This window comes from Kitasatospora sp. YST-16 (assembly GCF_026802215.1).
Lineage (GTDB): Bacteria > Actinomycetota > Actinomycetes > Streptomycetales > Streptomycetaceae > Kitasatospora > Kitasatospora cineracea.
In genome coordinates, this window is the sequence record NZ_CP113837.1 from 2,944,096 (window position 1) to 2,966,584 (window position 22,489).

The following is a 22,489-nucleotide window of genomic DNA, read 5'->3' on the forward strand; positions in this document are numbered from 1 at the left end:
CACGTGTATCCCCAGAGTAGTTATGGGTGGTACGGGTGGGAAGAGGGGGGCCCTCACCTGTTGTACGGTGCGAGATCCGCCCGTTGCAGTACGTAGTCGCTCAGCGGAACGTAGCAGCTCGGCGCGGAGCCGTCCTCCAGCGGGACGACCACCTCCACCAGGCCGTCCGCCTCGGCGGCGAACGGGGCGACGTCGTTGCAGTCCGCGATGCCGCCGGCCGGGATGCCCAGGCGGCCCGCGCCGCAGAGCCAGCCGTGGTCGCCCAGCACCAGGTCGGGCGGGCGGTGCCCGGCGTCGGCGAGGGCGGTCAGGGCGAGCCGGACCGGCAGCGGGGAGTGGGTGTGGGCGAGGTCGCCGGGGCCGGGGCGGCCGGGCCCGTCCGGGCCGTCCAGGGCTCGCATCACCAGGACGCCGTCCAGCACGTCGAGGTAGCGGGGGCGCTCGCCCTCCGGGGTGGGCTCGCGGAAGCGCACGCCCCGCGCGGGGGTGTGCACGGTGCAGCCGGCCGCTTCGAGCGCCTCGGCCAGCGCGCGGTGGAAGCCCGCCAGCTTGGTGGGGTGGCCGGTGCCCGCCAGCACGCTGCCGCGCCGCTCGGCGGTGCGGCGCAGCAGGAGGGCGAGGCGGTCCAGGGCGTCCAGGGTGCGGTCGGGGTCGATCGAGTCGGGGCCCTCGGTGTAGCCGGGGTCCGGGTGCACGCCGACGCGTTCGGCCATCAGCCGCAGCACCGCGTCCGGGTCGCGGCGGGGCTCCGGCTCCAGCCCCATCAGGGCCTTGGGGTCGCCCTGGGCGAACAGCCGGTAGTGGCGCAGGTTGTTCTGCCGGGGCGTGGGGACCTCGGGGCCGGCCAGCCGGTGCTTGACCAGGTAGGCGCGCAGCTCCGCGCGGGCGGTCACGGGATCAGTCCGTGCTGCGGCAGGACGGCCCGGCGGGTCGCCAGGACGGCCTGGTCGAGGCGGTCGGCGGGGTCGTAGCCGCCGTCCTGGAAGTCCGCCCAGTGCGGGGTGGCGCCGTCGGTCATCCGCAGCGGGGCGGGGTGGCGGGTCAGCCGGTACACCTCGGCGCGCCACTCCTCGGGGGTCTCGGTGGCCGGGTCGACGGGGTGGCCGGCCGCGGTGGCCACCAGGTGGGTCCAGGTCCGGGGCACCACGTCGACCACCGCGTACCCGCCGCCGCCGGTGGCGATCCAGCGGCCGCCGGCGTGCTCGTGGGCGAGGCGGTGGACGGCCTCGGCGATGATCCGCTGGGCGTCGACGGTGACGGCGAGGTGGGCCAGCGGGTCCTCGACGTGGGTGTCGGCGCCGTGCTGACTGACGATCACCTGCGGTCGGAACGCGGCCAGCAGCTCCGGCACCAGGGCGTGGAAGGCGCGCAGCCACCCGGCGTCGCCCGTCCCGGCGGGCAGCGCCAGGTTGGCGGCGCTGCCCGCGGCGTCCGGGCCGCCGGTCTCGGTGGCCCAACCCGTCTGCGGGAACAGCGTGCTGGGGCTCTCGTGCAGCGAGACGGTCAGCACCCGCGGGTCGTTCCAGAACGCCTGCTGCACGCCGTCGCCGTGGTGGACGTCCACGTCCACGTACGCGACCCGCTCGGCGCCGAGTTCGAGCAGCCGGGCGATCGCCAGCGCCGGGTCGTTGTAGATGCAGAACCCGGACGCCTGCCCGGGCATCGCGTGGTGCAGGCCGCCCGCGAAGTTCACCGCGTGCGGGGTCTCCCCGCGCCACACCGCCTCGGCCGCCGCCACCGACTGCCCGGCGATCAGCGCGGAGGCCGTGTGCAGCCCCGGGAACGCCCAGTTGTCGTCCGTCCCCAGTCCGTGCGCCGCGTCGACCGCGGACGGGTCGGCCGCGGCCCGCTTCACCGCCGCCACGTACTCGGCGGTGTGCACCAGCCGCAGCGTGGAGTCTCCGGCGGGCGGGGCCGAGCGCACCGTCACCGACGGCTGCCGGGTCAGTCCGAGCGACTCGACCAGCCGCATCGTCAGCGCGAGCCGGGTCGGGTCCATCGGGTGCCCGGGCCCGAAGTCGTATCCGGTCTCGGCCTCGTCCCAGAACAGGTGCAGTCCGCAGGTGGTGTCCGCCATGACCCACACCGTATCGGGGCCGGCCCCGGCTCCCGGTCCGCCCCGGTTCCGACTCGGCTTCCGGAACGACCGGTTGACGACTTTCCGGCATCCGGTTCTCCCGCACTCTCCGAGGCAAGGAAACCAAGCAGAGAAACCCCCTCCCGCCCCTCCGGCCCGAACCTCCCGTGGTTCCCCGCGCGCGAACCGGAACGCCGTCGCCGGCTGCGCCGAAGCCGCCCGCGCCCGCCCGAGTCCCGCTCCCCGGAGGGGCGGTCGCGGTCAGGCCGGGGCGGGGCCGTTCGCGGCGGGGCGGGTGAACTCGTCCAGCACGGCGTCGAGCAGGCGGGGGAAGCGGGCGTCGAGTTCGTCCCGGCGCAGGGTCACCAGCCGGGTCTTCCCGCTGATCCGGGTGGAGGTGACGCCCGCCTCGCGCAGGATCCGCCAGTGGTTGGACAGCGTGGAGCGCGGGACCGTCAACCCCTCGGGGCTGCAGGTGGTTTCGCCGTCGGCCGCCAGGCGCCGCAGCAGCTCCAGGCGCACGGGGTCGCCGAGGGCGTGCAGCACGGTCGCCAGGTCGAGGTCTTCGGGCTGGGGCTGGGGCAGTGCGCGCATCCGCTTCCTCCTCCTCGGGGTCCGCGTCTAGTATGACGATCGATTCAACAGTTCGGGAAAGTCGAATTGATCTCGGAGGGGCGACCGTGAAGGTACTGACCACACTGGCCCGGCTGTACGTGGACGACCTCGACCGCGCGCTGCCCGCCCTGCGGGACCTGACCGGCCAGGAGGTCAGGCAGCGCTTCCCCTACCGGGGCGTGGAGGTGGCCGGCATCGGCGGCTTCCTGCTCGTCGCGGGCACCGACGAGGCCCTCGCCCCGTTCCGGGACGTCCAGGGCACCGTGCTCGTCGACGACCTGGACGGGCTGCAGGCGCTCCTGGACGCCCGCGGCGGGGAGATCCTGTCGGGCCCGAACCGGGTGCCGACCGGCCGCAACGCCGTCGTGCGGCACCCCGGCGGCGTCGTCCTCGAGTACGTCGAGCACAGCGCCTAGGCCGGGGCCTTCGCCAGGTCGGGCCGGTCGTCGGCCGGGGCCGGGAGGAAGTGCCGGGCGAGCGGGAGGACGGCGAGGACGAGGAGCATGGGGGCGCAGAAGGCCCAGCGGTAGTCGGAGAGTTCGGCGAGGGAGCCGACGAGGGGGGAGCCGATCAGGAAGCCGACGTAGTTGAAGAGGTTGAGGCGGGCGACGGCGGCGTCGCTGGCGTGCGGGAAGAGGCGGCCGCCGGCGGCGAAGACCTGCGGGATGATCGCGCAGATGCCGAAGCCGAGGACGGTGAAGCCGAGGATTCCGGTCCAGGTGCCGGGGGCGAGGACGGCGATCAGGAAGCCCGCGCCGGCCACCGCGGTGCCGGTGCGGACGACGGGCAGGACGGTGAAGCGCTGGACGGCGCGGTCGCCGACGGCGCGGCCGAGCAGCATGGCGACCATGTAGCCGAGGTAGGAGAACTTGGCGAGGTCGGCGGGGCTGTGCAGGCCGTCGGTGAGGTACTTGACGCTGTAGTTGGAGACGGAGGCGTCGGCGATGTAGGCGAAGGCCATCACGGCGCAGAGCGGGAGCAGCGGCTTCCAGGGGATGCGGCGGGCGGCGAGTTCGGCGGCCTCCCGGACGGCGTCGCCGAGTTCGGCGGGGCCGGCGAAGTGGCGGCCGACGAGCAGGGCGGCGGGGACCAGGACGGTCGCGGCGCCGCCGAACAGCAGGGGCAGGCCGGTGTCCCGGTGCGCGGCGAGGGCCGCGAGCGCGGCGCCGAGGATGCCGCCGAGGCTGAACGCGGCGTGGAAGCCGATCATGATGCTGCGGCCGTAGCGGTGCTGGAGGCCGACGCCGAGCATGTTCATGGAGGCGTCGAGGGCGCCGACCAGGAGGCCGAACAGGCCGAGGGCGATGGCGAGTTGCCACAGTTGCGAGCCGAGGCCGGTGAGGGCGAGGGTGAGGCAGAGGGCGGGCTGGACGACCCGCAGGACGCCGCGGGCGGTGGTGCGCTTGACCAGGGTCTCGGAGGCGATCGAGCCGACGCCGGCCAGGACCGGGACGGCGGCGAGGAAGACCGGCAGCAGTCCGTCGCTGAGGCCGTAACGTTTCTGCAGGTCGGTGATGCAGGTGACCAGCAGGGCGAAGGTGGTGCCCTGCAGGAAGAACGAGACGGCCAGCGCGGCCCGGGCCTGCCGGAGCCGCGGGGTGGGTTCGGTCGGCGCCGCGACCTGCATGGGAACCTCGCTCACCACCGACGCTACCGGCCGGTACGCAACTGTTGGGCAGAGCGTAGGCGGTCGGCGGCGCCGGCGGGAGGGGTGCGACGGGATCAGTTCGGCAGCAGCCGGACCGCCTCATCCAGCGCGGTGAGCAGCCCGGTGGCCCCGGCCGAGGTGAGCTTGGCCGGGTCGGTGAGCGCGGCGTACCCGTACACGTCCATGCCGGCGGCGCGGGCGGCCAGCACGCCGTTGCGGCTGTCCTCCAGGACCAGGCAGCGGGCCGGGTCGGCGCCCATGGTGCGGGCGGCGTGCAGGAACAGGTCGGGGGCGGGCTTGCCGACGCCGACGTCCTGGGCGGAGAACAGCAGTTCGTCGGTGAAGTACCCGGACAGGCCGGTGAGGCGGTGCGCGGTGCGGATCCAGGAGTGGTGGGCGGAGGAGGCCACGCAGTAGCGGACGCCGTGCTCCTGGAGGTGGGTGAGCAGCTTCTCCGCCCCGGCCACCGGCCGCAGCTCGCGCTCGAAGGCGGCGAACACCCGCTCGTGGAACAGGTCGTCGAAGCCCGCCGGGAGCACCGCCCCGTACCGTTCGGCGACCACGTCGTGCACGGTGTGCGCGGCGGTGCCCATGAAGTCGCGGTAGGAGTCCTCGATCGTGGTGGGGAAGCCGAGTTCGGTCAGGTACTCGGCGAGCACCCGGTTGGAGATCGGCTCGCTGTCCACCAGCACGCCGTCGTTGTCCAGGATCAGCAGGTCGTAGCCCGTGTCGTCGCTCACGGGGCCCGAGCCTACTTGCCGCCGCCGGCCAGCTCCCGGGAGCGGTCCCGGGCGGCCTCCAGGGCGCCGAGCAGGGCGGCCCGGACGCCGTGGTTCTCCAGTTCGCGGATGGCGGCGATGGTGGTGCCGGCCGGGGAGGTGACGGCCTCGCGGAGCTTGACCGGGTGCTCGCCGGAGTCGCGGAGCATCACCGAGGCGCCGATCGCGGACTGCACGATCAGCTCGTGCGCGACCTGCCGGGGCAGGCCGAGCAGGATGCCCGCGTCGATCATCGCCTCGACCAGGAAGTAGAAGTAGGCGGGCCCGGAGCCGGAGAGCGCGGTGGCGGCGTCCTGCTGGTTCTCCGGGACGCGCAGCGCCTTGCCGACCGAGCGGAAGATCGCCTCGGTGCGGGCCAGGTGGGCCTCGGTGGCGTGCGAGCCGCCGGAGATGACGCTCATGCCCTCGTCGACCAGGACGGGGGTGTTGGGCATCACGCGGACCACGGGGGTGCCGGGGGCGAGGCGCTCCTCGAACCAGGCGGTGGGGATGCCCGCGGCGGCCGAGACGACCAGCTTGTCGGCGGCCACGTGCTCGGCCAGTTCGTCCAGCAGGGCGCCCATGTCCTGCGGCTTGACCGCGAGGATGAGGGTGTCGGCGAGCTTGGCGGCCTCGGCGTTGGTGACGGTGGTGACGCCGTAGCGGTCGGCGAGTTCGGTGGCGCGCTCGGGGCGGCGGGCGGTGACCAGCACGTCGGCGGGTGCGGTGCCGGCCCGGAGCAGTCCGGAGAGCAGGGCCTCGCCGATCTTGCCCGTCCCGAGGAAGGCGATCTTCTGCCCGGCGGTGGTGCGGTCGCTCATGGGACTCTCCGTGCGCTGCGGTTCCGGTTCCTGCCCGCCATCTTGCCCCGGGAGCGGCCCGCCCCGGCGCAGGTGTCCACCCTGCGGGCGGCCGGGCGGGCCGGGCCGGGCGGGCCGCTCCCGTAGGGGGAATCTCAGGGGCCCGGGCTCTGGATTCCGGCGCGGACCGGGGGCACCGTGGAGGCATGGGACACGGAGAGTTGTCAGGACGTGAGAACCGCCAGGTCGCCGTCGCCGCCGCGACGCTCGGACCGTGGCGGACGGCTGCGGCGGTGGGCACGGTGGTCGGCGGGGCCGCGCTCGCGGTGGACGTGGTCACCCTGCACTGGTCACTGGGCATCCTGTCCGGGCCGGTGAGCCTGGGGTTGTTCTTCTTCTTCCTGGTCGGCACGGTCGGCGGGCGGCTGCGCGGCGGCGGTGACCGGCGGCTGCGCCGCTGGGCGGACGAGCACCCGTGGCAATCGGCGCTGCCGGCCTCCGGGGCGCTGCTGGTGCTGAACACCCTGGCGCTGTGGCTGCTGGGCGACCACGGCCTGTTCGGGGCGCTGTTCACCTCGCTGCTGCCGGCCGGCGCCCTGCTGGCGGTGGCGGGCGTGGTCGGCGCGGTGAAGGCGGCCCGCAAACGCTGACGCTCCGTCAGGATCCGCCGCTGCCGGGCCGATCGAACACCCCGGCGGGCGGCGGATCGGGCACCCCCGGTGTCAGGCGTGCCGGGGGTGGTCGGCATACTTCCGGCCGTGCCGACGATAGACGAGCCGAGGCCGGACGAAGGCCCCGGCAGACCCGACGACCCCTTCGATGGATTGGTGCTGGACGAGGAGTTCGTCCGGTCCGCGACGAACAAGGAGGCGTCCGGGCGGGCCCGGATGCTGGCCGAGCGGTGGAAGAAGGACCCGCCGCCGGAGAACGGGCCGTGGCGCCCGACGACGGAGGTCCGCCCCGTCACGGAGATCCGCCGCTCCCGGTGGCGCCGCCGGGCCCGCCCGGTGGCGCGCTACCCGCGGGCGCGGTGGCGGCCGGGCCTGGGCAGCGCGCTGGTGCTGCTGCTGGTGCCGGTGCTGGTGCTGATCGGGCTGGCGTCCCTCGGGGACGGCTCGACGCTCCCGCCGAAGTCCTCCGCGCTGCCCACCGTGGGTGCGGAGACCGCCCCGCCGAGCAGTGCGGCGCCCAGCGTGGACCCGGACGTGCCGACCCCGGAGCGCCCGTGGGCGGGTTCGCCCGCCGAGGCGTGGCCGAACGGCGTGGACGGCATCGGGATGCCCGACAGCACGCCCGCGACGGGCGTGTTCAGCGCGAAGCAGGTGGCCGCGAACGTGGAGGCGGTGAAGGCGTACCTGGTCGCCGGCAACCTCGACCCGCAGGTGCTGTCCGGCGGGAGCGTCCAGCCCGTCCTGGACCTGATGGACGGGCCGGACGCCGAGGACCTGGCCGCGGCGCTGGAACACCCGAGCGCCGAGCACGACCCGACGACCTGGGTGAGCCGGTTCGACCCGGCCCGGGCGGTGCCGGTCACCGACCAGGTGAAGGTGCAGGGCCGGATCAGCTTCGAGGACGACGGCGCGCAGGGCATGCTGGTGCACACCGACGTGACCTACGTGTACGCGCTGCGCCCCGGCCCGGATGCCGGGAAGGCCACCCCGGGCACCGGTGGCACCGCGCTGCCGGCCTCCTGGGCCCAGGTGGACCGCAGCCGGGTGGTGGACCGGGAGATCGTCCGCCGGGTGCAGGACTTCCGGTTCTACGACCCGAAGCACTACAAGGTGACGCCCGGGAAGCCGAGGCTGGGCAAGGGCAGCAGCGACTTCGGCAACAACCGGTGCGACGCCTACTCCGGCTACCTGGAGCCCGAGTTCGAGTTCATGCGGGCGGCCGCGACCGGCCCGGCGCCGAGCGGCCCGGCCACCGACCCGTACGACCGGACCAAGCCGCTGCAGGACAGCGGGGAGTGCGGCACGCTGACCCGCAGCTGACGGGCGCTCAGGGGCGCCGCCGGGCCGCCTTGCGGGCCTCGCGCTCGGCGCGGGCGGCCCGGCGGCGGTGCCAGGTGGCGTTCTCCTGGTCGTAGGCGGCGCGCTGGAGGCCCTCGCCGGGGGCCTCGACCAGGCTGCGGGCGAAGTAGACGGCCAGGGCGCCGGCGAAGCCGATCAGCCAGACTCCGGCCAGGGACTTCTCCTCGGCCATCCAGCCGGTCAGCGAGTCCTTGCCCTCGGTGAGGATCTTCCAGTTCCGCAGGCCGGCCAGGGCCGAGCAGACGCCGATGGCGAGCATCAGCAGCAGCGAGAGCGGGGCGGCCTCGGAGAGCCGGACGCCGGAGACGCCCAGCCGCAGCGCGAGCGCCCCGGCGGCGGTGGCCGCGAGGGCGCCGAGCGAGACCGCGGCGCGGCGCAGCCAGTAGCCGGTGCCGCGGTGGACCCAGGTGGTGCCGAAGTAGCGGATCGGCCGGGGGGCGGGTGCCCCGTCCGCGGTGCTGGTCGGTCCCGCCGTGCTCGTCGTCGTCACGGTCCGATTATCACCACGAGCGGGGGCCCGCCCCGGGAGCAACGCGCTCCGGAGCGGGCCCCGGGCCCGGGCGGGGTCAGCCGAGCTTGGAGACGTCCCGGACGGCGCCCTTGTCGGCGGAGGTGGCCATCGCCGCGTACGCCTTGAGCGCGGCCGAGACGTGCCGCTCGCGGGTCTTCGGGCGGTAGCCGCCCTCGGACTCCAGCTTGAGCCGGCGCTCGTGCAGTTCCTCGAAGGAGACGTCGAGGTTGATGGTGCGGGCCGGGATGTCGATGGTGATCGAGTCGCCGTCCTCGACCAGCGCGATGGCGCCGCCGGAGGCCGCCTCCGGGGAGATGTGGCCGATCGAGAGGCCGGAGGTGCCGCCGGAGAACCGGCCGTCGGTGATCAGCGCGCAGGCCTTGCCCAGGCCGCGGCCCTTGAGGAAGGAGGTCGGGTAGAGCATCTCCTGCATGCCGGGGCCGCCCTTGGGGCCCTCGTAGCGGATGACCACCACGTCGCCCTCGGTGATCTCCTTGCGGAGGATCTTGTCGACCGCCTCGTCCTGGGACTCGCAGACCACGGCCTTGCCCTGGAAGCGCCAGATCGACTCGTCCACGCCGGCGGTCTTCACCACGCAGCCGTCCTCGGCGATGTTGCCGTAGAGCACGGCGAGGCCGCCCTCGACCGAGTAGGCGTGCTCGACGCTGCGGATGCAGCCCCCGGCGGCGTCGGTGTCCAGGGTGTCCCAGCGCTCGGACTGGCTGAACGCCTCGGCGGAGCGGACGCAGCCGGGGGCCGCGTACCAGAGGTCGACGGCCTCGGCGGAGGCCGAACCGCCGCGGACGTCCCAGGTCTTCATCCACTCGGCGAGCGAGTCGGAGTGCACGGTGTGCACGTCCTCGTGCAGCAGGCCGCCGCGGTACAGCTCGCCGAGGATGGCGGGGATGCCGCCGGCCCGGTGCACGTCCTCCATGTAGTACGAGCCGTTCGGGGCGACCTTGGACAGGCAGGGCACCTTGCGGGAGATGCTGTCGATCACCCGCATGTCGAAGTCGACCTCGGCCTCCTGGGCGGCGGCCAGCAGGTGCAGGATCGTGTTGGTGGAGCCGCCCATCGCGATGTCCAGCGCCATCGCGTTCTCGAACGCGGCGCGGGTGGCGATGTTGCGCGGCAGCACCGACTCGTCGTCACCGCCGTAGTAGCGGTTGGTGATCTCGACGACGGTGCGGCCGGCCTGCTCGTACAGGGCGCGGCGGCCGGTGTGGGTGGCCAGCAGCGAGCCGTTGCCGGGCAGCGAGAGGCCGATCGCCTCGGTCAGGCAGTTCATCGAGTTGGCGGTGAACATGCCGGAACAGGAGCCGCAGGTCGGGCAGGCGTTCTCCTCGATGATCGAGATGTCCGCGTCGGAGACGTTCTCGTTCACCGCCTGGGAGATCGCGTCGACCAGGTCGAGCTTGCGGACGGTGCCGTCGACCAGGGTGGCCTTGCCGGCCTCCATCGGGCCGCCGGAGACGAAGACCGTCGGGATGTTGAGGCGCAGCGCGGCCATCAGCATGCCGGGGGTGATCTTGTCGCAGTTGGAGATGCAGATCAGCGCGTCGGCGCAGTGCGCGTTGACCATGTACTCGACCGAGTCGGCGATCAGGTCGCGCGAGGGCAGCGAGTACAGCATGCCGTCGTGGCCCATGGCGATGCCGTCGTCGACCGCGATGGTGTTGAACTCGCGCGGGATGCCGCCCGCCTGCTTGATCGCCTCGGAGACGATCCGGCCGACCGGCTGCAGGTGGGTGTGGCCCGGGACGAACTCGGTGAAGGAGTTGGCGACCGCGATGATCGGCTTGCCGAAGTCCTCGCGGGCTACGCCCGCGGCGCGCAGAAGGGCGCGCGCGCCCGCCATGTTGCGACCCTGGGTGACCGTGTTGGACCTCAGCTGGGGCATCGTTGCCGCTCCTTCAGGAGACTCTCGGGGGCTGTCGAGCCTACGCCCGCACCGGCCGCTCCCGGACCCGGTGTCCGCGATGCGGTCAGTGCGGGCGCGCCGTCGGACGCCCCGGCCGGGCCGGACCACGGCTCCGGACCACGGCTCCGGACCACGGCTCCGGACCACGGCTCGGGACTACGGCTTGGGCAGCACGTACACGTCCAGCAGGTAGGGCTCGGTGACCTCGCCGTCCGGGAAGTCGGCGAGCAGCGCCGCCCGTTCCGCGGCCAGGACCGGGGCCCGCTGCTCCGGTTCCAGCACCGCGAAGTACGAGCGGGAGGTGAGGTCGTCGATCACCTGGTCCACCGGGAGGCGCCGCTCCCAGCGCAGCCGCGCGGAGCGCACCTCCAGGCCCGAGGCCGTCAACTTCTCGGGCCTGGCGTTCATCCCTCCGTTGTGGTGGTACGTGTCCGGCAGGGCCGCCGTCAGCCGCTCCTGCTGGGCGGCCAGCCAGGGCACCTCGTAGTCCTTGACGTTCCACCACACCGCCAGCGCCCCGCCCGGGCGCAGCACCCGCACCGCCTCCGGGACCGAGCGCTCCGGCTCGGTCCAGTGGAACGCCTGGGCGTACGTCACCAGGTCCACCGAGGCGTCGTGGAACGGGAGTTCGTCGCCCACGGCCTTCACCACCGGGATCTGCGGGCTGACCTCGCGCAGCACCGCGGCCATCCCGGGGCTGGGCTCGACCGCGACCACCCGGGCGCCGCGCCCGGCCAGCAGCCGGGTGGCGATGCCGGTGCCCGCGCCGACGTCCAGCACGTCGGCGCCGGCCAGCGGGCGGCCGGCCAGCCGCTCCAGCTCGTCGAACAGCTCGTCCGGGTAGGACGGCCGGGCGGCCTGGTACTGCGCGGCCACCGGGCCGAAGGAGTTGGCGTGCGCCTTGGCGTCGTACACGAGTGGGTTCCCCTGTTCGGTCACGGTGTTCTCCTCAGGCCCAGCTGCGCGAGCAGAGCACCAGGTGGTAGCCGTCCGGGTCGCGCACGGTGACGCCGTGCTCGTCCCAGTACGGGTTGTGCGCGGCGACCCGGGTGCCGCCGGCCTCGACCAGCCGCTGCACCAGCGCCTCGTCCACCGGGCCGCCGAGGTAGAGCACGAACAGGTCGTCGGCGGTCGGGGTGGGCTCCAGCGGGCGCTCCGGGTCGAGCGTCAGCTCGAAGTGCCAGCCGCCGCCCGGGAAGCCGACCATCACCAGGTCGTGCTCGCCGGGCACCCGCTCGGTGGTGCGCCACAGCACCGACAGGCCCAGGCCCTCGGTCCAGAAGCGTTCGGCGGCGGCCAGGTCCCGGGAGGGGCGGGCGTGCCGGACGTGGGTGGCGGGGCCGATCACGCGAGTTCCGCCTGCCACACCGGGCTGTCCACGTAGTGGTTGTCGTAGCGCTCCGCCGAGGCGCGGATCTCCGCCGGGTCGGCCTCGCCGCGCGTCACCCGGCCCAGCAGGCGCAGGTAGTCGAAGCGGCCCAGGCCCGGAGTGAAGGTGAACAGCACGTCCGCGGTGCGGCCCTCGGCGGCGGCGAAGGCGTGCGGGGTGCGCGGCGGCACGGCCAGGAAGTCGCCCTGCTCCAGCAGCACCACCCGGTCGTCGACCAGCACCCGCAGGGCGCCGTCCAGCACGAAGAACAGTTCGGTGGCGCGGGTGTGGAAGTGCGCGGGGGCGCCGACCGCGCCCTCGGCGAAGCTGGAGCGGTAGGTGGTGTGCTCGGCGTTCTCGCCCAGCAGCGCGATCACGCTGCTCGGGTCCGCGCAGGTCTCGGCCTCGTGGGCGCGCACCGGTTCGACCGGGGTTCCGTTGATCATGTGGCCGACCCTAGGCCGAACTCCCCCGCCGCGCACACGCTTTGTGAACAGAGGGCCCGTCAGCTCCCGGGCCGCGCGGTGGCCAGGTGCAGCCGGGTGAAGGCCAGCGCCTCGGCCAGGTCGGCCTCCCGCTCGGCGGGGCCGCCGGACTTGCGGGTGTTGACCTCCAGCACCACGTGCCCGTCGAAGCCGGTGCGGGCCAGCCGCTCCAGCAGTTCCGCGCACGGCTGCTTGCCGCGCCCCGGGATCAGGTGCTCGTCCTTGCCCGAGCCCGAGCCGTCCGCCAGGTGCACGTGCGCCAGCCGGTCGCCCATCCGGTCGACCAGTCCGAGCGCGTCGGTGCGGGAGGTCGCCGCGTGCGACAGGTCGACGGTGAAGTGCCGGTACGCCTCGTCCGTGACGTCCCAGCCCGGCGCGTACGCCAGCACCTCGCGGTCCCGGTAGCGCCACGGGTACATGTTCTCCACCGCGAACCGGACGTCGGTCTCCCCGGCCATCCGGTCCACCCCGGTCACGAAGTCCCGCGCGTACTGCCGCTGCCAGCGGAACGGCGGGTGCACCACCACGGTGTCCGCGCCGAGCCGCTCGGCCGCCCGCCGGGCCCGCACCAGCTTGGTCCACGGGTCGGTGGTCCACACCCGCTGGGTGATCAGCAGGCAGGGCGCGTGCACCGCCAGGATCGGCACCGCGTACCGGTCGGAGAGCCGGCGCAGCGCCTCCACGTCCTGGCTCACCGGGTCGTTCCAGACCATCACCTCGACGCCGTCGTACCCCAGCCGGGCGGCCAGCTCGAACGCCGTTTCGGTGGTCGACGGGTACACCGACGCGGTCGACAGCGCGACCTTGGTGTCCGGCACGTGCAGCGCCGGGTGCGGCGGCAGCACCAGCCGGTCCGTGGTGCGCAGCAGCGGCGCCCGCTCCAGCTTGCGCCGCGCCGCCCGGGCGGCCCGGGCCGCCTTCGACGGCAGAGGGCCGCGCCCCGTCCTCCGCCCGCCCGCTGAATCCGCCACGTCCACCAGGTTAAACGCACCGTCCGGTCAGGCCTCGATCGCCACCCGGCCCTCGTGCCCGTCCATCGCGTCCAGCCGCCGCAGGATGATGCCCTCGCGCAGCGCCCACGGGCAGATGTCCAGCGCCTCCAGGCCGAACAGGTCCATCGCGGCGTCCGCGACCAGTGCCCCGGCCAGCAGTTGGCGGGCCCGGCCGAACGAGACGCCGGGGATCCGGGCGCGCTCGGCGGGCGTCATCGCGGCGAGCCGGGGCAGCCACGCGGAGAGGCCGGAGCGGGTGAGCCGGCGCGGGACGCGCACGCCCGCGCCCTCGGGGGCGGCGCCGGTCATCCGGGCCAGCTGCTTGAAGGTCTTGGAGGTGGCCACCGAGTGGTCCGGCGCCCCGAGCCGGGCGAAGTCGCCGACCGCGCCGGCGATCTCGGCCCGGATGTGCCGCCGCAGTTCGCGCAGGTCGCCCGGGTCGGCGATCTCGCCGGGCAGCCGGGAGGTGAGCCGGCCGGCGCCGAGCGGCAGCGAGGTGGCGACGTCGGGCTGCTCGTCGAGGCCGCAGGCGATCTCCAGCGAGCCGCCGCCGATGTCCAGGTTGAGCAGCCGGCCCGAGGACCAGCCGAACCAGCGGCGGACGGCCAGGAAGGTCAGCCGGGCCTCGTCCTGCCCGGACAGCACGGTGAGCGCGACGCCGGTCTCCTCCTCGACCCGGCGCAGCACCTCCTCGCCGTTGCTGGCCTCGCGGACCGCGGAGGTGGCGAACGGCAGCAGGTCCACGACGCCCTTGTCCTCGGCGACCCGGAGCGAGGAGGCGACCATCGAGACCAGCCGCTCGATCCCGGCCCCGCTGATCGCCCCGTCGTCCTCCAGCAGCTCGGCGAGGCGCAGTTCGGCCTTGTGGGAGTAGGCGGGCAGCGGGGCCGCGCCGGGGTGGGCGTCCACCACGAGGAAGTGGACGGTGTTGGAGCCTACGTCGAGCACACCGAGTCGCATGACCGTCCAACCTAGCCCACCCCGGTGACCACCGGGGATGCGGACGGGGTCAGAGCATCCCGTCCCAGAGCTGCTCGACGATCACGGCCCACCAGTTCTCCGGGCCGCGCAGCGCGGTGCGGTCCAGCGCGGCCAGCGCCCACTGGAACTCGGCGACCGCCGGGCCGGCCTGCTCGGGCGGCAGGTCGCGCAGCCGGGGGCGGCGTTCGGCGAGCAGCGCCAGGCAGCGGAGGAAGGCGGTCAGGTCGGCGTTGCAGTAGCGGGCCTCGCAGGTGTCCGGGTCGACCGCCCGGACCCGGCCCTGCGCGGTGTCGACGGTGAGCAGCGCCCAGCCGTCGGTGCCGATCAGGCGCTGGCCGAGCAGCGCGGCCCGGGCGGCGGCGGTGGCCCGGCGGCCCCGGCCGAACGCGGCCAGGTGCTCGGTGAGGTCGGGCAGCGGCGGGGCGGCCTGCTCGGCGATGCCGTCGGCCTCCGGCAGGTACAGGGTGAAGAAGCCGGGGGCCTCGCGCGGCAGGCCGGTGCGGCACAGCGGGCGGCCGACGGCCTCGGGCAGGTCGGCGGCGAGCACTTCGGCCTGCTCGAAGCGGCGCACCCCGTCCTCGCCGAACAGCGCGGCCAGCCGCTTGCCGAGGCCGGTCTCGTCCTCGGGCTGGGCGGGCGGCACCGCGGGCGGGAACGGCACCCGGTTGTAGGCGCTGCGGGAGCGGGCCGCCAGGGCCCGCACGGCGGCCGCCCGGTGGTCGTGGCGCGGCCCGTACGGCTGCTCGAACTCCAGCCGCACGCCAGGGAGTTGCTCGGCGACGGCCTGCTCGGAGTAGCTGCCGGGGAGCATCGACAGCCGCAGGTCGGTGCGGAGCGCGACCAGCCTCTCGGCCGGGACGCCCTGCGCGGCGAGCTGCTGCCGGGCGCGCAGCGCGGGGTGCGGGTGGCCGTGCGCGGAGCGGACGGTCAGCGACTGCGGCCGGTCCTTGTCGTCCAGGTAGCTCAGGGTGGCCCGGGTGCCCGGGCCGGTGACCGGCGGCAGCGCCGGGTTGTGGCTGCCCGCGCCGAGCCGGTCGCGGTGCAGCTGCTCCACCACCGGCACCGGGACGGACGGGTAGACCACGAGTTCGCCGGTGACCCGGTCGACCACGGCGCAGGCCGCGCCGATCTCCTCGGGGGCCCGGCGGGCGCCGGTCAGCGGGTCGGTGAGGACCGGCGCGGGCTCGGGCCAGAGCACCCAGCCGAGGTCGAACTCGTGGCACCTGACAGGCCGCGCCCCCTCCTGCGGGAGGTCGCCGTTGACCCAGCGGTGGGCGGTGGCGAGGGCCTGCTCGCGGGTGATCATCGGCTGGTGCTCCCGGTGGTGGTGCGGTGGATGGTGAGCCGGGAGCGCGGCGGCGCGGGCCGGTCGGCGGGGGTGGCCTCCTCGGCGGCCCCGTCCGTTCCGGCCTCCGGTCCGGCCGCGCCGACCAGGGCGGGCTCCCGCTCGGGGGCGTGCTCCGGGACGGCGACGGTGGCGGGCAGCGGCGCGGTCAGGTCGATCGGCCGGTCGGCGGCGTCCACCGCGATCGCCCACAGGCCGTGGTCGGCCGGGTAGAGCGGGGTGGGCGCGGCGTAGCCGGTCTGGTGGTCCAGGTAGCTGAGCACGCCCTTGTGGTTGACGGCGTTCCAGGTGTGCGAGCGGCCGAACGCGTCGACGGTGAGCAGCACCGCGCGGGTGCCGGTGCCGTGGGCGAGCAGGGCCTGGCCGAGCTTGCCGTGGGCGTCGGTGCCGTCGCCGAGGTCCAGGAAGCGGGTGCCGAGCTCCAGTTCGGCGCGGTCGCGGCCGCCGCGCTCGCCGGCCGGGCCGTCGGGCAGCCGGGGCGCGGCGCAGGTCGGGACGCCGCCGAGGGTGTCCACGGCGGACAGCGACACGTCCACGCAGTTGTTGGCGCGGCCGCTCTCGGCGGGGCCGCCGCCGTTGAGCACCTCGATCCACTCGCCGACCATCGGGTCCGGCGCGGGCACCGGGGTGCGGCGCACCGCCTCGGCCTGGTGCGCCGGGTCGACCGGGCCCAGCCCGCCGGGCAGGCCGTAGGGGCGGCTGTCGGCCAGGGTCCGCTCGCGCTCGCCGGCCGGCAGCGGGCCCGCGACGCCGGAGCGCCGCCCGCCCGCGATCACCAGCCAGGCCGCGGACGCCTGCCCGGGGTGCACCGGCAGGCCCTGGTCGTCCTGGCCCGCCTGGCGCCGGACGTCCGGCAGCGGCTCGTAGCCGCGCGCCGGGGTGCCCGGCGCGTGCTGGCCGATCCCGCCGCCGCCCGCGGGCGGCACCGGGACGCCCGCCACCGGCCGGCCGCCGACCGGGGTCTGGCCGACCCCGATCACCGCGGCCGAACCGCCGGACGCACCGGCCGTGCCGGGGGTGCCGACCACGCCGACCGCCCCGGGGGCGCCGACCGCACCGGCCGCGCCGCCCACCGGGCCCGCCACCGCGCCGGGCGCACCGGGAGCCCCCGGGGCGCCGGGCACCGCCGCCGCGCCGCCGGGAGCGGCGCCGACCGGCCCGCCCACCGGGCCCGCCCCGGCCACCGGGGCGCCCGGCACCGGCGTGCCCGCCGGGATGCCGCCGCCGACCGGGGCGGACCCGCCGCCGCCGACCGGGCCGAGCTGGAACGAGGAGCCGCCCGAGGAGCCCGAGCCGCCGAAGGACGAGCCGGGGTCCGCGGCGTGGTGACCGCCGCCGCCCCCGTACGAGCCGCCGCCGGTCGACCAGATGTCGCCGCCGACCACCGGCGGGGCGCTCGGCGCGGGCGGCGCCAGCACCGAGTCGACGTGCACCGACAGCGGCCCGCGGTCCGGCGCACTGTGGCCGCCGCCCCCGCCGCCGCCGTAGGAGCCGCCACCGTCGTAGGAGCCGCCGCCGTCGTACGAACCGCCGCCGCCCCCGTACGAGCCGCCGCCGGACGGGCCGTTGTACGCGGGCGCCGAGGAGCCGCCGTAGGAGACGCCGCCGTGCGAGCCGCCGCCCTGGTAGCCGCCGCCGCGGTGCCCGCCGGTGTCGGACTGGCCGTACTGCGGGCGGTCGCCCAGCGCGCTCTGGGTCACCCCGGACACCGTGTCGGTGACGCCGGTGACGCCGTCGGTGACGCTGCCGGTCAGGTCGGTGAGCAGGCCGCCGGGGCCCTGGGCGCCGTGGCCGCTGCCCATCCCGTTGCCGTTGCCGTTCGGGCCGCCGTGGCCGTGGCCGTGCTGCGGGCCGTCCTGGAACGGGCCGCCGTTCTGCTGCTGGCCGTCCAGCACGGTGACCGGCTTGCCGTCGGCGCCGAGCAGTTCCTGCGGGCGGCCGTCCGCGCCGAACTGGACCACCTGCCCGCCCGGGCCGGTGGCCCGGCCCGAGGCGTCCACGGTGACCGGCCGGCCGTCCTGGCCCGCCAGCAGGTGGCCCTTCTGGTCGGCGACCAGGCCGGAGACCTGGGTGCCGTCGGCCGCCATCATCACCGGGTGGCCGTCGTCGCCGAGTTCGGGCTTGCCGTTGAGGCCGAGCGCCAGCGTGATGCCGGTGCCGAGGATCGCGCCGCCCAGGCCGACCAGCAGCGGCTTGCCGTTCGAGCCGAGCAGCGGCTTGCCGTCCTCGCCCATCGCCACGCCGCTGACCGGGGTGCCGTCGGGGCCGACCAACTGCTGCTTGCCGTCCGGGCCCTGGGTGACGGTCAGGCCGTCGACGCCCTTGACCCGCTGCCCGTCCTCGCCGACCAGCACCGGGTTGCCGTGCCGGTCGGTGCGGATCGTGCCGTCGGCCTTGACGTCCGCGTGCAGGCCGGCGACCGAGGCCACCTCCACCGAGCGGGCCACGCCGGCCTTCGCCAGCGCCCCGGTGACCTGCCCCGAGCGGGCCGCCATCGAGGACTCGCGCTGCTCGCCGTGCAGGCCCCGCCCGTCGGCCTGGGCGATCCGCTCCAGCGCGACCAGCGGCGGCTCCTTTGCCAGCGACTTGGCGGCCTCGCCCATGTCCCGGCCGAGCTGGTCCAGCAGCTGGCCGATCTTCACCTTGGCGTGCTCGACCGCGGCCAGTTCCTCGGCCTCGGCGGCGACCTCCTTCACCGCGCCGACCACCGCGCCGACCGCGCCGGTGACCAGCCCGCCCAGTCCGGTGGCGGCCTCCTTGCCGGCCTGCGCGATGTCCGCCTTGGCCTTGGCCTCGGCCGCGTCCGCCGCCCGGATCTTCTCGGTCAGCTCGGTCAGCACCGCGATGATGTCGGCCTTGGCCTGGTCGGCCGCCCCGGCCGCCTTGTCCAGGGCCGCGGCCACCAGCGCGGCCGCCGCGGCGGCGTCGTCCAGCTGGCCGCGCCCGCCGCCGCTGAACTGCCGCCAGTGGTCGGCGAACGCCTCCACCGCGGGGCCCTTGTTCTCGCCCGCCACCCGCTGCGCGGAGGCCGCGCCGCGGGCCACCAGGGCGTCCGCCTCCGACCCGAACTCGCGCCACAGGCCCGCCGCCCGGCGCAGCCCGTCCTCGTCCGCCTGCGGCCACGCGTGGCCGGTCCGCGCCAGCGCGGGGGCGAGTTCCTCCGGCAGGTTCCTGGACACGTGCTCCCCCTTCGGGTGGTACGGCTCGGCGCGCGCAGCGGCCCGCCAGGTGGTCTGACTCCGGTTCAGGCCCGACCGGTTGCGGTCGGGTGGTTCAGCGAGGGCGCGTTGAAGTCCGCGCTGATGTCCTGGTCGGTGCGCTCGCTGCGGTCCGCCATCGTGTGCAGCCCCTGACCGATCCGGCCCAGCCGCTCCGACAGCCCCTGCAACCCGGCCAGCACGCCCTCCCGGGCCTCGCCGTACGCCGTACCGAACGGCTGTCCCGGCTGGTCCGAGCCCCACGGCGCGCCCAGCGCCGCCAACCCGCTCTCCAACTGCTTCGCCGCACTACCGAACTCGTCCGAGATCTTCTCGAACTCCCGTCCCTCGCCGTGGAGTTCCCACGACCGGATGACGACCTCGTCGCCCATCTGCACTCCCCCGTGCAAGGGCGCTCGTGCGCCCGACCTACCGGCTGGGCCATCCTAGGACCACTCCCCGGCCCCCGCCGACCGGCCGACGGCGCTTTTCACAGGCGTTTCACCTTCGCACCCGCCCGAACCGGGACGAACCTCCCCGAGTCGGACGAACCACCGGCAAAGCCGCGCCGCCGCACCCCGGACCGGCCCGTCCAGGCCCTACCCTTACCGGGTGGCACCAGCTGACAGCACCAAGCGCAAGAAGACCGAGAAGCCCGGCAAGGCCGCCAAGGCCAAGGGCCCCGTCGTCGACCTGGCGATGCCCACCGTCCGCGAAGTCGCCCTCGACTTCCCGCGCGCCTGGGTCGAGTTCACCGACCCCGCCGACGAGGACCAGGTGTTCCGCTGCGACCTCACCTGGCTCACCTCCCGCTGGGGCTGCATCTTCGGCAAGGGCTGCCACGGCATCCAGCCCGGCCGCGGCGCCTCCGACGGCTGCTGCACCCTCGGCGCCCACTACTCCGACGAGGACGACGAGCAGCGCGTCGCCGGGCACGCCGCCCGGCTCACCCCCGACATCTGGGAGCACCACGCCGAGGGCACCGACGCCAGGGGCCGGATCCGCCGCGACGGCGGCATCACCATGTTCGACGAGGACGGCGACCGCCAGACCCGCCGGGTGAACGGCGCCTGCCTGTTCCTCAACAGCCCCGGCTTCCCCGGCGGAGCCGGCTGCGCCCTGCACGTCCTCGCCCTGCGCGAGGGCCTGGAGCCGCTGGAGACCAAGCCCGACGTCTGCTGGCAGCTCCCGGTCCGCCGCACCTACGACTGGATCGACCGCCCCGACGACACCCGCTACCTCCAGGTCTCCATCGGCGAGTACGACCGCCGCGGCTGGGGCCCCGGCGGCCACGACCTGCACTGGTGGTGCACCGGCTCCCCCGAGGCGCACAACGCCCCCGACCCGGTCTACGTCTCCTACCGCCCCGAACTCACCGAACTCATGGGCCCCGCCGCGTACGACCAGCTGGTCGCCCTCTGCAAGGCCCACGACACCCGCCTCGCCCCGCACCCGGCGGACAACGCCTAGCAGGGGCCGGTCACTTGTCGATGTCGCCGACCACGAAGAACATCGACCCCAGGATCGCCACCATGTCCGCGACCAGCGTCCCCGGCAGCAGTTCGGTCAGGGCCTGGATGTTGTTGAAGGACGCCGAGCGCAGCTTGAGCCGCCACGGCGTCTTCTCGCCGCGCGAGACCAGGTAGTACCCGTTCAGCCCGAGCGGGTTCTCGGTCCAGGCGTACGTCTCGCCCTCGGGGGCCTTGAGCACCTTGGGCAGCCGCAGGTTGACCGGCCCGGCGGGCAGTTCCGCCAGCCGGTCCAGGCAGGCGTCGGCGAGGTCGAGCGCGTTGGCGGTCTGCTCCAGCAGGCACTCGAACCGGGCCAGGCAGTCGCCCTCCTCCCGGACGGCGACCTTCAGCACGTCCCGCAGCTCCCCGTACGCGAGGTAGGGCTCGTCGCGGCGCAGGTCGAAGTCGACGCCGCTGGCCCTGGCGATCGGCCCGCTGACGCCGTACGCGTGCACGTGCTCGCGGGAGAGCACGCCGACGCCCGCGGTGCGGCCGCGGAAGATCTCGTTGCCGAGGACGAGGTCCTCGAAGACCGGCAGCTGGCCGCGGACCACGCCGACCGCGCGGCGGACCCGGCCGAGCCAGCCGGCCGGCAGGTCCTCCTTGAGGCCGCCGACCCGGTTGAACATGTAGTGCATCCGGCCGCCGGAGGCCTCCTCCAGCACGTGCTGGAGCTCCTCGCGACCGTTGAAGGAGTGGAAGATCGGCGTGATGCCGCCCAGTTCCAGCGGGTAGGAGCCGAGGAACATCAGGTGGTTGAGGACCCGGTTGAGCTCGGCCAGCAGGGTGCGCAGCCACACCGCCCGCTCGGGCACCTCCATGCCGAGCATCCGCTCGACGGCCAGCACCACGCCCAGCTCGTTGGCGAACGCGGACAGCCAGTCGTGCCGGTTGGCCAGCATGATGATCTGCCGGTAGTCGCGGGCCTCGAAGAGCTTCTCCGCGCCGCGGTGCATGTAGCCGATCACCGGCTCGGCACTGGTGATCCGCTCGCCGTCGAGCACCAGCTTCAGACGGAGCACGCCGTGCGTGGACGGGTGCTGGGGGCCGATGTTGAGCACCATGTCGGTGCTGCCGCCGTCGCCGGGGAGCGTCTGCGCGCCCGGGCCGATGCCGACCGTGGTCTCCGTCATGGCCGTCGCCTCCTTCTACGAGGGGAGAGTCTGCCATCCCGGCAGGCCCGCGAGGTCGTCCGGTACCGGCATGCGGACGGCCTGGACCAGCCAGTGGAACGCCCCCAGCCCGCCCGGGTCGGTCAGCTCGGCCGCTTCCCCGGCGCCGGACAGCGCCCGCAGGTACGCCGCCGGGTCGCTGCTCGCCAGCGCCAGCGGCGGCCGGGCGCCGCTGACGCCGAGCGCGCGCAGCGCCTCGCGCTGGGTGGTGAGCAGCGCCGGGTGCCCGGGCACGGCGGCCGCGTCGAGCGCGACGTGCGCGGTCAGGTCGCACGAGCCGTCCGGGACGGGCGGGCACTCGCGGCCGTCCCGGAACCCGGTCAGGGTGCCGAACGGCGGCCGGGCGGCCCGCAGGTGCGCGTAGTCGGCGGCCACCGCGAGGCCCTGCTCCAGGGCGCCGACCGCCCCGGCCCAGGCGGCGTCCCGCGGCCCGCCCAACTCGACCCGCTCCCCGTCCGGCCACCAGCGCCCGGCCCAGGCGGCGTCCGCCTCCGCCAGCGGCCCGCCGGCCCGCTCCGTCCCGTCCGGCGCGACCTCCAGGTACCGCAGCCGCCCGTCCGGGCCGGGCTCGGCGACGTCCAGCGGGACGTTGTCCAGCCACTCGTTGGCGAACAGCAGGCCCCGGACGCCGGCCGGCGGCTCGGCCCGCCAGTCGACGTCCGCGGGCAGTCCGGCCGGGCGGTCGGCCAGCTCGACGGCCCGGAAGTCCACCCGTCCGCGCAGCCCGGCGGGCGGCTGCGCCCGCACCGCCAGGGTGAGTTCGCCCCGCCCGGCGCCCACGTCGACGAAGGCCAGCCGCTCCGGCCGGCCGAGCGCCGCGTCGACCCCCGCCAGCAGGCGGGCGACCGCGGCGGCGAACCGCGCGGAGGCGTGCACGGAGGTGCGGAAGTGCCCGGCGGGGCCCTCCGGCCTGCGGTAGAAGCCGCCGTCGGGCCGGTACAGGGCGTGTTCGATCGCGGGCCGCCACCGCTTCCATGTCATAGCGGGCGACGTTACCGGCCCGGCCCCGCCTCCACCCTGGGGAGTAGCCCCGGATCGACCTCGCGGCGGAGCAGAACGCCCTCCCGGACTCCCTAC

The 22,489-nt window shown here is 75.2% G+C and carries 22 protein-coding genes; 4 read left to right on the forward strand and 18 right to left on the reverse strand.

Features of this window, described 5'->3' with window-relative positions; all coding sequences use genetic code 11:
* Nucleotides 1-53 precede the first annotated feature (53 nt).
* The 3 genes from OU787_RS13360 to OU787_RS13370 form a co-directional block, all read right to left on the reverse strand.
* Nucleotides 54-893, reverse strand: a complete 840-nt coding sequence (locus OU787_RS13360) for a phosphatase (protein ID WP_030457861.1) — start codon at nt 891-893, stop codon at nt 54-56.
* Nucleotides 890-2,077, reverse strand: a complete 1,188-nt coding sequence (locus OU787_RS13365) for an acetoin utilization protein AcuC (protein WP_268659436.1) — start codon at nt 2,075-2,077, stop codon at nt 890-892. The genes OU787_RS13360 and OU787_RS13365 overlap by 4 nt, the downstream gene beginning before the upstream one ends.
* A gap of 261 nt (nt 2,078-2,338) precedes the next feature.
* Nucleotides 2,339-2,671 carry an ArsR/SmtB family transcription factor gene (locus tag OU787_RS13370; protein ID WP_268659437.1) on the reverse strand — a complete coding sequence of 111 codons (333 nt, stop codon included), beginning with the start codon at nt 2,669-2,671 and terminating at the stop codon, nt 2,339-2,341.
* Between the two features lie 86 nt (nt 2,672-2,757).
* On the opposite strand from OU787_RS13370, the gene OU787_RS13375 reads away from it, so the two are divergent.
* Complete coding sequence (locus OU787_RS13375) at nt 2,758-3,108, forward strand: VOC family protein (RefSeq protein ID WP_268659438.1); 351 nt, start codon at nt 2,758-2,760, stop codon at nt 3,106-3,108.
* On the opposite strand, the gene OU787_RS13380 is transcribed toward OU787_RS13375, so the two are convergent.
* The 3 genes from OU787_RS13380 to proC form a co-directional block, all read right to left on the reverse strand.
* Complete coding sequence (locus OU787_RS13380) at nt 3,105-4,319, reverse strand: MFS transporter (protein ID WP_268661860.1); 1,215 nt, start codon at nt 4,317-4,319, stop codon at nt 3,105-3,107. The two genes, OU787_RS13375 and OU787_RS13380, sit on opposite strands and share 4 nt — an antisense overlap.
* 95 nt (nt 4,320-4,414) lie before the next feature.
* A complete protein-coding gene (locus OU787_RS13385) occupies nt 4,415-5,080 on the reverse strand; it encodes an HAD family hydrolase (protein WP_268659439.1) in 666 nt (221 codons plus the stop codon).
* An 11-nt stretch (nt 5,081-5,091) separates the two neighbouring features.
* On the reverse strand, nt 5,092-5,919 hold the full coding sequence (proC, locus tag OU787_RS13390) for a pyrroline-5-carboxylate reductase (RefSeq protein WP_268659440.1): 828 nt from the start codon (nt 5,917-5,919) through the stop codon (nt 5,092-5,094).
* A 200-nt stretch (nt 5,920-6,119) separates the two neighbouring features.
* Here proC and OU787_RS13395 point away from each other — a divergent pair, with 200 nt between their 5' ends.
* Entirely contained in the window at nt 6,120-6,548 is a 429-nt protein-coding gene (locus OU787_RS13395; protein WP_268659441.1) for a hypothetical protein, read from the forward strand.
* A gap of 108 nt (nt 6,549-6,656) precedes the next feature.
* Nucleotides 6,657-7,889, forward strand: a complete 1,233-nt coding sequence (locus OU787_RS13400) for an SCO2583/SCO2584 N-terminal domain-containing protein (RefSeq protein WP_268659442.1) — start codon at nt 6,657-6,659, stop codon at nt 7,887-7,889.
* 7 nt (nt 7,890-7,896) lie between these two features.
* Here the strand turns inward: OU787_RS13400 and OU787_RS13405 are convergent, their stop codons facing one another.
* From OU787_RS13405 to OU787_RS13450, 10 genes are all read right to left on the reverse strand, one after another.
* Nucleotides 7,897-8,418: a hypothetical protein gene (locus OU787_RS13405; protein ID WP_268659443.1), complete on the reverse strand. Its 522-nt coding sequence runs from the start codon at nt 8,416-8,418 to the stop codon at nt 7,897-7,899.
* Nucleotides 8,419-8,494: 76 nt separating this feature from the next.
* Complete coding sequence (ilvD, locus tag OU787_RS13410; RefSeq protein ID WP_268659444.1) at nt 8,495-10,339, reverse strand: dihydroxy-acid dehydratase; 1,845 nt, start codon at nt 10,337-10,339, stop codon at nt 8,495-8,497.
* A gap of 177 nt (nt 10,340-10,516) precedes the next feature.
* Nucleotides 10,517-11,299, reverse strand: coding sequence for a class I SAM-dependent methyltransferase (locus OU787_RS13415; protein WP_268659445.1), 783 nt, complete (start codon nt 11,297-11,299; stop codon nt 10,517-10,519).
* A gap of 10 nt (nt 11,300-11,309) precedes the next feature.
* Nucleotides 11,310-11,708, reverse strand: a complete 399-nt coding sequence (locus tag OU787_RS13420) for a VOC family protein (protein WP_268659446.1) — start codon at nt 11,706-11,708, stop codon at nt 11,310-11,312.
* Nucleotides 11,705-12,175 (reverse strand): cupin domain-containing protein, encoded by a 471-nt coding sequence (locus OU787_RS13425; protein ID WP_268659447.1) that lies wholly within the window; start codon nt 12,173-12,175, stop codon nt 11,705-11,707. The genes OU787_RS13420 and OU787_RS13425 overlap by 4 nt, the downstream gene beginning before the upstream one ends.
* Nucleotides 12,176-12,234: 59 nt before the next feature.
* Entirely contained in the window at nt 12,235-13,062 is an 828-nt protein-coding gene (locus OU787_RS13430) for a sugar phosphate isomerase/epimerase family protein (RefSeq protein WP_030457876.1), read from the reverse strand.
* A 150-nt stretch (nt 13,063-13,212) separates the two neighbouring features.
* Nucleotides 13,213-14,166 carry a Ppx/GppA phosphatase family protein gene (locus tag OU787_RS13435; RefSeq protein WP_268659448.1) on the reverse strand — a complete coding sequence of 318 codons (954 nt, stop codon included), beginning with the start codon at nt 14,164-14,166 and terminating at the stop codon, nt 13,213-13,215.
* 49 nt (nt 14,167-14,215) lie between these two features.
* Nucleotides 14,216-15,493: an SUKH-4 family immunity protein gene (locus tag OU787_RS13440; RefSeq protein ID WP_268659449.1), complete on the reverse strand. Its 1,278-nt coding sequence runs from the start codon at nt 15,491-15,493 to the stop codon at nt 14,216-14,218.
* Nucleotides 15,490-18,711 (reverse strand): toxin glutamine deamidase domain-containing protein, encoded by a 3,222-nt coding sequence (locus OU787_RS13445; protein ID WP_268659450.1) that lies wholly within the window; start codon nt 18,709-18,711, stop codon nt 15,490-15,492. Before OU787_RS13445 ends, OU787_RS13440 begins: the two co-directional genes overlap by 4 nt.
* Nucleotides 18,712-18,776: 65 nt before the next feature.
* On the reverse strand, nt 18,777-19,121 hold the full coding sequence (locus OU787_RS13450) for a WXG100 family type VII secretion target (protein ID WP_051816504.1): 345 nt from the start codon (nt 19,119-19,121) through the stop codon (nt 18,777-18,779).
* Nucleotides 19,122-19,341: 220 nt separating this feature from the next.
* Here OU787_RS13450 and OU787_RS13455 point away from each other — a divergent pair, with 220 nt between their 5' ends.
* Nucleotides 19,342-20,199: a hypothetical protein gene (locus OU787_RS13455; protein ID WP_380375332.1), complete on the forward strand. Its 858-nt coding sequence runs from the start codon at nt 19,342-19,344 to the stop codon at nt 20,197-20,199.
* Nucleotides 20,200-20,209: 10 nt separating this feature from the next.
* Here OU787_RS13455 and OU787_RS13460 read toward each other — a convergent pair whose 3' ends face one another.
* Nucleotides 20,210-21,373, reverse strand: coding sequence for an NADH-quinone oxidoreductase subunit D (locus OU787_RS13460; RefSeq protein WP_030457883.1), 1,164 nt, complete (start codon nt 21,371-21,373; stop codon nt 20,210-20,212).
* 15 nt (nt 21,374-21,388) lie between these two features.
* Nucleotides 21,389-22,393 carry an SAM-dependent methyltransferase gene (locus OU787_RS13465; protein ID WP_268659451.1) on the reverse strand — a complete coding sequence of 335 codons (1,005 nt, stop codon included), beginning with the start codon at nt 22,391-22,393 and terminating at the stop codon, nt 21,389-21,391.
* Nucleotides 22,394-22,489: the final 96 nt, after the last annotated feature.